Origin of the sequence: Niallia sp. MER 6 (assembly GCF_023714395.1) — a bacterium.
Taxonomy (GTDB): Bacteria; Bacillota; Bacilli; order Bacillales; family Cytobacillaceae; genus Niallia.
Window position 1 is genome coordinate 1 of record NZ_JAMAUK010000058.1, and the last position, 11,692, is coordinate 11,692.

The 11,692-nt window shown below is 37.2% G+C and carries 12 protein-coding genes; 5 read left to right on the forward strand and 7 right to left on the reverse strand.

From position 1 onward, the window contains the following. Positions 1–281: 281 nt before the first annotated feature. On the reverse strand, positions 282–515 hold the full coding sequence (locus M3600_RS27470; protein WP_251648378.1) for a hypothetical protein: 234 nt from the start codon (positions 513–515) through the stop codon (positions 282–284). 219 nt (positions 516–734) lie between these two features. Here M3600_RS27470 and pdaB point away from each other — a divergent pair, with 219 nt between their 5' ends. Further along, positions 735–1,484: a polysaccharide deacetylase family sporulation protein PdaB gene (gene pdaB / locus M3600_RS27475; protein ID WP_233318736.1), complete on the forward strand. Its 750-nt coding sequence runs from the start codon at positions 735–737 to the stop codon at positions 1,482–1,484. 168 nt (positions 1,485–1,652) lie between these two features. Continuing rightward, positions 1,653–2,225, forward strand: coding sequence for a spore germination lipoprotein GerD (gene gerD, locus M3600_RS27480; RefSeq protein WP_233318734.1), 573 nt, complete (start codon positions 1,653–1,655; stop codon positions 2,223–2,225). A gap of 48 nt (positions 2,226–2,273) precedes the next feature. Here the strand turns inward: gerD and M3600_RS27485 are convergent, their stop codons facing one another. From M3600_RS27485 to M3600_RS27495, 3 genes are all read right to left on the reverse strand, one after another. Continuing rightward, on the reverse strand, positions 2,274–3,314 hold the full coding sequence (locus M3600_RS27485; protein WP_251648384.1) for an Mrp/NBP35 family ATP-binding protein: 1,041 nt from the start codon (positions 3,312–3,314) through the stop codon (positions 2,274–2,276). Between the two features lie 123 nt (positions 3,315–3,437). Beyond that, a complete protein-coding gene (cwlD, locus tag M3600_RS27490; RefSeq protein ID WP_233318732.1) occupies positions 3,438–4,154 on the reverse strand; it encodes an N-acetylmuramoyl-L-alanine amidase CwlD in 717 nt (238 codons plus the stop codon). 109 nt (positions 4,155–4,263) lie between these two features. Beyond that, entirely contained in the window at positions 4,264–4,704 is a 441-nt protein-coding gene (locus M3600_RS27495) for a DUF2521 family protein (RefSeq protein WP_233318730.1), read from the reverse strand. Positions 4,705–4,884: 180 nt separating this feature from the next. Between M3600_RS27495 and M3600_RS27500 the strand changes: the two genes are divergently transcribed. Then, on the forward strand, positions 4,885–5,136 hold the full coding sequence (locus M3600_RS27500; protein ID WP_251648380.1) for a sigma-G-dependent sporulation-specific acid-soluble spore protein CsgA: 252 nt from the start codon (positions 4,885–4,887) through the stop codon (positions 5,134–5,136). Positions 5,137–5,194: 58 nt separating this feature from the next. Here the strand turns inward: M3600_RS27500 and M3600_RS27505 are convergent, their stop codons facing one another. The 3 genes from M3600_RS27505 to M3600_RS27515 form a co-directional block, all read right to left on the reverse strand. Then, complete coding sequence (locus tag M3600_RS27505; protein ID WP_233318726.1) at positions 5,195–5,965, reverse strand: TraR/DksA C4-type zinc finger protein; 771 nt, start codon at positions 5,963–5,965, stop codon at positions 5,195–5,197. A gap of 121 nt (positions 5,966–6,086) precedes the next feature. Continuing rightward, a complete protein-coding gene (locus tag M3600_RS27510; protein ID WP_237940546.1) occupies positions 6,087–7,562 on the reverse strand; it encodes a PH domain-containing protein in 1,476 nt (491 codons plus the stop codon). Then, positions 7,559–8,053, reverse strand: coding sequence for a PH domain-containing protein (locus M3600_RS27515; protein WP_233318723.1), 495 nt, complete (start codon positions 8,051–8,053; stop codon positions 7,559–7,561). Before M3600_RS27515 ends, M3600_RS27510 begins: the two co-directional genes overlap by 4 nt. Before the next feature lie 327 nt (positions 8,054–8,380). On the opposite strand from M3600_RS27515, the gene M3600_RS27520 reads away from it, so the two are divergent. Continuing rightward, entirely contained in the window at positions 8,381–10,909 is a 2,529-nt protein-coding gene (locus M3600_RS27520; protein ID WP_396953852.1) for a LamG-like jellyroll fold domain-containing protein, read from the forward strand. A gap of 366 nt (positions 10,910–11,275) precedes the next feature. After that, complete coding sequence (locus M3600_RS27525) at positions 11,276–11,536, forward strand: WXG100 family type VII secretion target (protein ID WP_311315989.1); 261 nt, start codon at positions 11,276–11,278, stop codon at positions 11,534–11,536. The last annotated feature ends 156 nt before the right edge of the window (positions 11,537–11,692 follow it).

Here is an 11,692-nt window from a genome sequence, read left to right on the forward strand (position 1 = left end):
ATAAAGAGTAAGATTAGCTCATTTGCTAAACTCTAGCTTTTTGTTACTTTGTTTTCATTTTTATAACGCAAGTTATAAAAACGATTATTGTTGACGTTTTGTTTGTTCAGTTTTCAAAGAGCAATTTCATGCCGCTCTCTCAAGCGACTTTATCAATTTAACATAACCAAAACTCATTGTCAAATATTTTTTAACTTTTTTATTTTGGTGTTTTTTGTCGAAGTGACGTTTATTAATATAGCAAGTTATCTAAACTTCGTCAACAACTATTTAGAAGTTTTTTATATTTTTTCATCCAGGTACTTATTATCCTTAATGATATAATTCATACACTCTTTTGGAGAAGCAACTCTTTTGAACAATGAAAAAAGGTCTTTATACCTTTCTACCATTGATTTCTTGACAATAATATCAATTCTTTCATCACCTAGATCCAACAATATTTCGTCTAATTCCCGTTTAATCAAATACTCTATTTCCTTCACTTCTCTTTGCGTTAATAGTAGTCCTACCATATGGCTCCTCCTTGATGTACTTGTGTGAAATTTTATTATTCCTATATACAGCCACTGCAATCTAGGAGAGATGATATCCATCATCAACAAATATAATGGCACTTTGTCTCAGTATTATTGCCATCTTATATTTTTTTATGAATAAACTTTTTTTGTTATTTTCATTTCTTTCTCTGCATAGGATGAACCAAGCAGTAAATTGGACGAGGTGAGCTTAGTATGAATAACTTTTATGTACTTAATGGCAAAAGGTTGAAGCAGTTAACATTAATCGTTGTCGTATCTTTCTTTACCGCTTGGTTCTTGTATATGGAAAACATTGTACAAGTCCCTGTCTTTTCATCAAAGGATGGACCTAAAGCAGTTTATAAAGGAGAAAAGGGTATTGCATTGACATTCAACATCGGATGGGGCGATGAAAAAGCTGAGCCGATATTGGATATATTAAAAAAAGAGAAAGTGACCGCTACCTTTTTTCTCGCTGGTTCTTGGGCTGAAAGACATCCTGACCTCATCGCAAGAATCGTTAAGGAAGGCCATGAAATTGGTATCCTCGGCTATGACTATGTTGATTATTCCGATGTAAAAGAAGAAAAGATTAATCAAGATGTTTCAAAAGCAAAAACAGCATTTGAAAAACTGAAAGTGGAGAATATCTCCTTATTCAGAGCACCAACAGGGCATTTTGACCAAAAGGCTTTAACCATCACAAACAGGTACAACTACACACTTGTTCATTGGAGTGTTGATTCTAAAGATTGGACAAATCCAGGAACCGAACAAATTGTTAAAAACGTTGCTCCGGCAAAAAAAGGAGATATTGTATTGCTTCATGCATCAGATTCAGCTAAGCAGACAGCTAACGCACTGCCAGCGATAATCGACAATCTCAAAGACAAAAACTTGAAGTTCGTTTCTGTAACAGAAATGCTTTCAAACGCTGACTCAAGTTCAAAAGAAGTGAATTAATTCCCATAACATAAAGGTCCTTGATGATTTATTTCATTAAGGGCCTTTATCATTATCCCCTATTCCCGGCAAAACATATCCTGCAAACTTGAAATCGAAAGGAATAATAAATAAAAAACAAAGCATCCTAATGAACAGGGATATTTCCTTTTGAAAGGAGCAGCTGCAATGTTCAAAAAATACAGCATCGTCCTGCTTTTATCTCTTTCCATTTTAAGCGGATGTTCAGCCGGCGAGTCTGCGCAACAGATGGACTATGACCAAACCAAAAAAATGGTAGTAGATATACTAAAAACCGATGACGGAAAAAAAGCAATACGTGATGTTATTGGGGATGAAGAAATTAAGGAAAATCTCGTAATGAATGAAGAGGCTGTAACAAAGACCATTGAATCTACTTTAGTTTCTGATAAAGCAGCTAAGTTTTGGACAGAGAAATTTAAAGATCCGGAATTTGCAGAAACAATGGCAAAAAGCCTGAAAACAGAGAATGAGAAATTACTCAAAGACTTGATGAAGGATCCAGATTATCGAAAGATGATGGTCGAACTACTGCAAGACCCGGCAATTGAATCAGACTTGAAAAATGTGTTAAAAAGCACAGAATATCGAGAACATCTAATGCAGGTTATGCAGGAATCAATGGATACACCTGAATTCAAGAAAAAGTTTCAGGAAATGCTCGACAAAGCAGCTAAAGAGGCAGCCTCTAACTTTAATACTAAGTCCTTTAAAATCTAGTCAAAATAAGAAAGCAGGGAATCCCCTGCTTTCTTTTATTTAGGCTTCTTATTTTCCTACCTTTTGAATGACCTTCTCTGCAATCTTTATATAGATATCGCCTATTACATGTTCCTGCCCATAAACAGAAGGGGCAAAATCATTTTTATCCCAATCAGGCTGACCTAACGGAAGCTGTCCCAACATGGAGGTTTGCAAATCCTCTGCCAACTTCTTGCCCCCGCCTTGTCCAAACACATATTCCTTTTCTCCTGTTAATTTACTCTCAAAGTAGGACATATTTTCAATAACACCTAATATCTCATGTTCCGTTTTTATTGCCATTGCTCCCGCTCTAGCTGCTACAAATGCTGCAGTAGGATGTGGAGTTGTTACAATTATTTCTTTGCTAGAAGGTAGCATCGTATGTACATCTAAAGCTATATCACCTGTTCCAGGTGGCAAGTCTAGAATGAGATAATCTAAATCTCCCCACTCCACTTCTTGCAAAAAGCTTGTCAGCATTTTCCCGAGCATAGGACCTCTCCAAATGATTGGGGCATTATCCTCAACAAAGAAACCCATAGAAATGACCTGTACTCCTAAACGCTCTACAGGTATAATTCGATCATTTACCACTTCCGGTCTCTTCGTTATTCCCATCATATCAGGAACACTAAATCCATATATATCTGCATCTAGAAGCCCAACCTTTTTTCCAAGCCTTGCCATAGAAACAGCCAAGTTGACAGAAACAGTTGATTTACCAACCCCTCCCTTTCCGCTGGCCACAGCAATATATGTAGGGGAATTCTTATTTTCCATCTCAGCATGTTCTGCTTGTATCTCCCGGACTAGGGTACTTGAAAGTTCAGTGAATCGCATACCAACAGTCTGCACCCCATTTTGTTTAAGTATGCTGACAACTTCCTGCTGCAATTCCATTTGTGCAGGAGATCCCATTTCCGCAACTGCTAACTTAATGCTGACATGTGACTTTTCTGCATCCCATTTTAAATCCTTTATGGAATTCAATTCTAACAATGTCTTATGTAAAAAAGGATCTGTTATCTGTTCTATCATGCGTTCAATCGCTTCTGCGTTTAAAATGACAATCCCCTCCTCTTTTTAGTAAGTATAACATAGAAAATGATAACCTTTACATATTTCAGATTCTCCCTTTATATTTCCCAGGAATTACGGGAGAAAAGAATAAGGAGAATCAGCCTATAGCTATTCCCCTTTAATTGCATCCTCGTTAGAAAAATATCGATTAACACCTTTATAGATGGATGCAGCTATTTTATTTTGGTACTCCTTATCCATTAAGTTCTTTTTCTCTGCAGGATTGGATAGAAAACCAATTTCCACTAAAGCACCTGGCTTTTTGGCATACTTTAAAATATAAACACTGTTTAGTGGCTTTGCTTTTCTTGTTGTGTTTTCCAGGTTATCAATCAGCTCATCTTGAATAAACTTTGCGGCAATCTCATTATCCTCCAGCTGTGGGGAAAAGAAGGTTTGTGCTCCGCTCCATTTAGAGGACGGAATGGCATTCAGATGTATACTTAAAAACAAATCAGCATCTGAGGAATTAATCATATTGAGCCTTTCCTTCAGGTCTGCTACCTTCCGATTGCGATATCCCTTTACATCATCCCCTGCTAAATCCTTATCTTCCTCTCTAGTCATTATAACTAGCGCGCCTTGTTCTTGAAGATAATCGCGGATTTTTAAGGATACATCCAAAGCAACATCTTTCTCTAACACTTCCTCATCACCCGCTCCACCATCTGGGCCACCATGACCAGGATCAATGACAATAATTTTCCCGGTTAAAGGCAAATTCCAAGCGTCCCATGAATCATCATCAGAAAAGTCAAATTGCAAGATGAAAAAAAGAAGGATGAGTCCCACTGCAAATATACTGATTTTAAGTTTTTTATTCACTGTCCTAGTCAATCCCTCCTGCTGCTCGTCCTTATTCTAAATATATGGGACAAGGAGGCAATTTAGAACAAACCAGAAAAAAATCAAGCGGTGTGCGCACCGCCTGATTTTAATGAAGTCTAAGTTTTTTTCTTTTAATTGCTTTATTAAAACCCTCTAACCACCATGCATTTACGAATTGTTCACAAAGATAGTATAGCGATTCATTTTTACTGCTTTCTTCACTTCCCCAGTAGAGGAGAAAATGAAATAATGTATCCTTTAAATGTTTATCTTCTTCTAAGCATCTATTTTTAATAGTGGGGATATCTTCACCCCATGCGCTGAACTTGCTAAAGTTTGCCCCTAACAAAAATGCTTCAATAGCTACATCATAACAAGCCTCTTCCATACCTTCGTTCATAATAACGCTTGATGTCAATTGAGATGAGCCAAAATAACGAGCAACCTTTTCTTTTAAATCCTTTACAGAAAGCTCTTTAAGAACAGATCTTTCATATTTTATTTGTTTTTCTCTTTTTTTTAAATCGAAGTTCATAATAACTGTCACTGATTTCACCTCTTGAAAATAGTTTTTAACTAATCGAGAGGAGCAATTCAAGGATAAGGCTAATTTCCATATCCAAATAATATGGATGTTTCTATATATGGAAAAATGTAAGACGGATAATAAAAATCAAGAGAATAACCCATAATAATATAGAAAAAATGATAAGTATGAGGTGCTTAAATGAATCAGTCATTAGCCTATGTAAGAGAAGTTTTATCTCTGTATACAGACTGTTCAGATACTGGAAAAAGCATTTACAGCAAAATGATGAAGGGTCATTATAAATCAGAAGAAGCATTTGTCCGCGAATTATCCGAAGAAGAAAGTAGCTTCTTAAATCAAGTATTAGAAGAGGAAATACAGCATGCTAAAAACGAGCAAGACTCCAAAAGGGCTCACCACCTAAACGACATATATGAACTGTTGTTTTAAACAAAAAGGTCAGGCTGCGCACTAGATATAAATCTAGATGTGTGCCTGACCTTTCTTATTAGCGTTCTCTGCCATCCTCATCTTCAACATAAGGATCATGCTCATATGCAGGCAAATCTCCGAAGCTCGTCATGATTCCTTCTTCATCTAAGCTCTGCTCATATCTTTTATGCTGCTGATTAGGATATACCGTGATATTTTTTCCCTCTATATCAACACCTACAAAATTTTCATACTCCTCTACGTACCCAACATTTTCATAAGAATCAATGGAGAGATCATTATAATGATCAAATACAGGATGAACAAAGTCAGATGGAGTCTCTGACGTACCGAAGCTCTCAACATCCTGCCAGGAATCCTCCGCATCATATGCAACTGTTTCATCCTGTTCATCCATGTCAAACTTTCCAAATGGAGGCATAAGCACACCTTCCTCTACCGGCCGCTCGTGTGAAACAACTTGGTCCGGGGTATGCTCAATGCAATATCTTGCTGTTGGAAGAGCTTCAAGTCTTTCAAGAGGAATTTCCTTTCCACATTCTTCACATTTTCCATATGTTCCATTTTCAATTGCCTTTAACGCATTTACAACACCAGCATATTCAAATCTATAATGCTCATTTAAGGCAATATCCTTTTCTCTTTCATATAACTCGGTGCCCTCATCTCCTGGGTGATTATCATAACTCGATAATTCCCCAACCGAATCATGTGCATGACTGCGGATTAAACCTAAGTGATCATTTATATCATATCTTTCTTCTATGTCTTGTTTTTCATTTTCTAACAGTGATTGGAATTCATTAAGTTGTTGTTTAGTCAGCATGAGATTTTTCCTTTCATTAAATCTTTTGCCTTATTAGTATGAACGAAAAAAACAAGAACATTGAAGGAAATATGTACTTGTATACACTTCATTGATTGGGGAACGATAGGAAAAGATGTCACTACTGCTTATCAATGCGAATTTCCTTTGTCCGCATCCTATACCAATAATAAAAGCCAGCAGCTGCTTCATACGGAATATCCGATATTTCAGTATGTACAATTGGCTTTGAACGGTTGACAATATCAATTGTCGCTAAACCAAATCGCTTTTGCCAACGGGACTGTCCTACTTCAATCTCGATTACTTTATTTCTTTTTGTGAGAAATAAGGACGTTTGGAAGCTGCCTGTTTTCATCTGGATATATTCATCCTTTACTATATAGCGGCTGTTCACGAAGTCCAGAGTTCGTAATAGATAAACAAACAGCAATACGGCAAACGATGCATACCATAAACCTGGTTTAAAAATACATAGAGCAATTAATGATATAATCCATAAATAGCTCGGTCTTAACAACCTTGCTGCTAGCGCGTTCTTCGGCAGGCTCGTCATTTTTGAATGAATTTTGTACTCAGGCAATAATTCATGAACAATTTCATATGCTTTCTCTATCGGCAAAAACGGATAAAGAGAGTTTGTCTTTAAATCTTCTTCCCCTGTCTCCCCTGCACTGACTAACTTGACCTCTGCAAGTTTCAGGATTCTTTTCAAAGGCGATTGGATCACTTCAATTGCTTGCACCTTCTCTTTTAAGATAGAAAATGCAACCTCATCCACAAGTCCTTTTCTAATATAAATTCTATTGCTGTCAGATAATATTTGGTATTTTCCATATCTCCAGTACGTGGAGATTACACCATAAGCAACTGCAGCTATTGTAAAAAGAAACAGCAGTATAGCGATCATCCACCAGTATCTCATAATGCTGCTAAACCAATCCCCCATTTTATTTGTAACAGGGAAAACATCTTCTACATTGGAATAGATAGAAAAAACAACAGGAATTAGTGCAAAAAAACTAAATGATGTAAAGGATGCCTTTAAGACATCTTTTTTTGACGCTATAAAGTGAATCTGTCTGTCATTTGTTTTCTCCACCGTATATTCTATGTTATCCTCAGCCGCTTCATCAGGTACATCCATATACTCAGTTGAAGCTATAGTCTCCAGCCAATCTGCTTCCTTTCGAGAGACAGCAGGCAGTGCAATCGAACCATTATCCCCTGACTCACCAGTTTCCATAGTAATGGAAGAGATATTAAATAACTTATGGATAACAGTAGTGCGTCTTTGAATATTTTGTATCTTATTTAAGTAAATAACCCGCTCTGATTTTTTTATGACACCTGATATAATATGAATAGCTTCATCTTTCACTGTATAACGGTAGAAGCACCAATCAAAGATTATATAAACAATGGCAATAAGTATAAATACTGCAAATAAATACTGTAAAGCTATCCAAACCTTATTGTCTGTGCCAAAATGGATGACATAAAGAAAGAAAATAAATATTATATTGGTTTTAACCAATGTAATGAGGTCCAGCAGCATTTTTACCGGATGCAGCCTTACTGTTCTCCCTTCCATCATTCCACTTCCTTTATTTTTGCATAATGTGCTATCTGGTCCCTTAGTTCTCGTGCTTCTTCTTGCGGTATAGCTGGTATTTTATGACTGCTGCCCATTGTGCCGACAGAGATGGAATACAGCTCGTATTTTCTTAATAATGGCCCTTGAATAAGTTCAACAGATTGTACCTTTGTCATCGGAATGAGTTGATGCTGTTTATTCCAGATACCTGATTTCAATTGAATGAACTCTTCATCCACATCATAACGCCAATATTTTTGCTTTAATGACGGTTCAAGAATAATCCCCCAAATTGCGGATAATACTGTTAGCCCAAGAAGCCCAATTATTATCCAGCCTATCCAGTACTTCCAATCAAAATAAACATCTAAATAATATACTATGCCAAGTACAACTAGAATTCCCCCATTTAGGAGAGCTTCCGATATCCGCCACACTTTCATTGCCTTTTCAGAAATACATCTATTCGGTTCCTCAATTTTTGTATACATTCTTCATTCACCTCCAAGCCTTGTAATTGTTATACGGGTGAAAAGCCAGATTAGTTTCTACTATTTCCAAAAAACGTTATTATTTAAGTATTTTTATTCAAAGAAATTAGTAGTTAAAAATAGGCCAATAGGTTCTGTTTTCCTAATTTTGTTAACGTATGATAGATTATGAAAGCGTTTCAAAAATTAAGAGAAAAGGAGTTGATAAAGCCGATAATCACTTAGTTCACCACAACGGAGCTCCTCCCTCATACATAACATCGCCTCTTAGAATAGAGTTGTCCTTTGGCAAGTAATTTTCCATTTCAAAATGAAGGAGATCTGTCAATGAAAACAAATCATATGCGGGTTTTGCTGTCCGCCATTCTAGCTTTTGTATTGATGATTCCCAGCGCTGCCTTTGCAGAAAAAGATAAACAAAAATCCCCTTCTAGCACAAATCCTAGTTTTCAAAATGTATCTGTTCATGATCCATCTATTATCAAGGATGGTGACACATACTATGTATTTGGTTCTCATATTGAAGCAGCCAAGTCAAACGATTTAATAAATTGGGAGACATTCACAAATGGGTATACAACACCTAATAACAAGCTGTATGGAGATTTATCCAAAAATTTAGCCGGATCATTCAAATGGGCTGGCGAAAATGACTCCGACAGCAAGGGAGGTTTTGCTGTTTGGGCTCCGGATGTTTTCTGGAACGAAAATTATGTTAATAAGGATGGTAGCAAAGGTGCTTACATGATTTACTACAGTGCTTCCTCCACATATATACGCTCAGCGATCGGTTATGCAGTTTCTCAAAATATTGAAGGTCCATTTGAATATGTCGACACCATTGTATATTCAGGTTTCACAAAACAAAGTGCAAAAGATGCTAACAGCAATGTTGATAAAAAATGGGTAAATACAAATATCAGTAACTTAATAAGCTCTAAAGAATTAACAAATGAAAACGACAGCTGGTTTAATGCTGACGGCTCCTATAACAATAATCTTTATCCTAATGCGATTGATGCTAATGTGTTCACAGCTGCTGACGGCAAGTTGTGGATGACATATGGTTCTTGGTCTGGCGGAATTTATCTGCTGGAAATTGATAAGAAAACTGGAAAACCAATTTATCCTGGCAAAGACGGAAAAACAAAGGACGGCAGAATGATTGACCGCTACTTCGGCACAAAAATCGCCGGAGGCTATTACAAATCTGGAGAAGGTCCGTATGTGGTTTATGATAAAAATACGAAATATTATTATCTGTATGTGACATATGGCTGGTTAGGTGCTGATGGAGGTTATAATATGAGGCTGTTCCGTTCCAAATCACCTGATGGTCCTTATGTAGATGCAAGTGGTCAATCTGCAGTGCTACCTGGGAATGTTGACAATTCTCCATACGGAAATAAGGTAATGGGAAATTTCCTGTTTGAACGAAGAATTGGCGATCCAGGAACTGGTATCGGAGTCGGCTATGTATCTCCTGGGCATAACTCAGCTTTCATCGATTCTAAAACTGGGCAGCATTTCTTAGTATTCCATTCCCGCTTCCCTGAAACAGGTGAAATGCATGAAGTACGTGTCCATCAAATGTTCATGAACAGTGAAGGCTGGCCTGTTGCAGCACCATACCGCTACAGCGGGGAAAAGTTAGAAAAAGTGAATAGACAAAATCTTATAGGCCAATATCAGTTCATTAATCATGGAAAAGCTTATTCAGGCGATATTACAGAATCAGTTTATATTGAACTGAATAAAAACGGTAAAATAACAGGAGATGCGACAGGTACTTGGAAAAAAACAAGTCATAACGAAGCAGAAATAAAAATCGATGGCAGTACCTATAACGGTGTGTTTGTCCGCCAATGGGATGAAACGTCCCAAAGCTATGTGATGGCATTTACAGCAATGTCAAACGAAGGAGTTACAATCTGGGGCAGCAAAATGGAAGATAAGTCAGACAAGGAAATAGTCCAGGATGTAAAAACCGACCTAAACCTTGGTGATACAGCTAACGTAGTTTCAAATATATCCTTGCCGACTGAGGGAACCCGTCATACAACAATTACTTGGAAAACCTCTGATTCAAATGTCATATCAGCAACAGGTGCAGTAACACGTCCAGAGGCTGGTGCTGCCAGTAAAGAAGCAACGCTAACCGCAACTATTACAAAAGGCAAGTCCACGACTACTAAAACCTTCGTCATTACTGTTTTGCCATATAAGGAAAATGGCTTGGCAGCCCAATACTCATTCGAAGGTGATTTAAGTGACAGCAATGCACAATTCGGCAGCGGTACAGTGACAGGAAATAGAATTGATAATAATGGTGGAACAATCTCCTATACAGATGGAGTAAACGGAGGAAAAGCAGCAAAATTTGACGGAGCTTCAGGCATCCGCTTGCCAAACGGATTAATATCTAGTGATAGCTATAGTGTTTCTCTCTGGATTAAACCAGAACAGCTGACGCAATACACTACTACTTTCTTCGGTGCAAGAGACAGTAACAACTGGATAAGTCTGCTTCCATATGGCACAGGAAATGGAAGCACAGAAGTATGGTCAGGCAGCTCTAAATGGTATGATGCATCTGTCGGCAGCCAAATAAAAACGGGTGAGTGGACACATCTTGCTTTTACAGTTGATAAGGATGCGATCTCCGTGTACGTAAACGGAAATGAAAAATATAAAGGCACAGGATTCCCAAACATATTCACAACGGCTAGCACAAGCTTTAGTTTAGGCGTGAACTGGTGGGACCCACCATTTAAAGGTAGCATGGATGAATTGAAGATTTATGATGGCTCACTTACAGCTGATGAAATAAGCAACCTTGCTCAAAGGAACGAATAAGTGATGGAAAGGCCCGTAAAAAGAACGGGTCTTTCTTCTCTGTTTATCTTCCCCATCCCCTCTTTTTATACTTCTAGATTCATTCTTTTAGCAATTCACACCATAAATAAAATAAAGTTCCCAAAGGCAAATGTTTAAGAGCAAGAAATCACTTATAAGGACTGAGGTACGTCCCCCACTATAAAAAAGCAAATATCAATTGCACAAGGTATGAAGGTTACGTTTCCTATATTCATTTCTAATTACACCACTCGTGATGACTTATGGAAGTTATGTGGAAATCATAGTAATATTTACTTAGCCATTATTTTAATCTAAAAGGCCAATGAATAGAAAAGCAAGTATAAAACGAACGGAACTTTATGAATTCGGAGAGTCCGTGCATTAGCAAAGGTTTTCCATGAATCTTCTGAAACATTAAAATTAGATGAATTGAAATTAATGCAGAGTGTACATGAAAATACAGATCCTTGGACAGGGGAAGCTCGAAGAAAATTTACTTCAATGCTTGATGAGACAGCTACATTATTTCAAAGACTTTCAGACAATTTATTTCAAATCAGTCGAGAATTAGAAAGCTCTGCAAATAATGTTGAAAGAGTTAGAGAAGAGACTGAAAGACAATGACAGTTAGATCGTCTTGCTTGTATTAACGATTGTTTATTGCAAAATAAAAGTACAGAGGTTTGCGAGGAATTTGTGCAGAATCTAACTGCATAAAAAATAGGCTTGCCAGCCCCTAAAATATCCCCTACTGTATGGATTGAGAGATCACAACAGTGG

Bases quoted from the DNA above. Each gene is read 5' to 3' on its own strand.
- M3600_RS27470 (WP_251648378.1), bottom strand. From the start codon at position 515: ATGGTAGGACTACTATTAACGCAAAGAGAAGTGAAGGAAATAGAGTAT.
- pdaB (WP_233318736.1), top strand. From the start codon at position 735: ATGAATAACTTTTATGTACTTAATGGCAAAAGGTTGAAGCAGTTAACA.
- gerD (WP_233318734.1), top strand. From the start codon at position 1,653: ATGTTCAAAAAATACAGCATCGTCCTGCTTTTATCTCTTTCCATTTTA.
- M3600_RS27500 (WP_251648380.1), top strand. From the start codon at position 4,885: ATGAATCAGTCATTAGCCTATGTAAGAGAAGTTTTATCTCTGTATACA.
- M3600_RS27505 (WP_233318726.1), bottom strand. From the start codon at position 5,965: ATGCTGACTAAACAACAACTTAATGAATTCCAATCACTGTTAGAAAAT.
- M3600_RS27510 (WP_237940546.1), bottom strand. From the start codon at position 7,562: ATGATGGAAGGGAGAACAGTAAGGCTGCATCCGGTAAAAATGCTGCTG.
- M3600_RS27515 (WP_233318723.1), bottom strand. From the start codon at position 8,053: ATGTATACAAAAATTGAGGAACCGAATAGATGTATTTCTGAAAAGGCA.
- M3600_RS27520 (WP_396953852.1), top strand. From the start codon at position 8,381: ATGAAAACAAATCATATGCGGGTTTTGCTGTCCGCCATTCTAGCTTTT.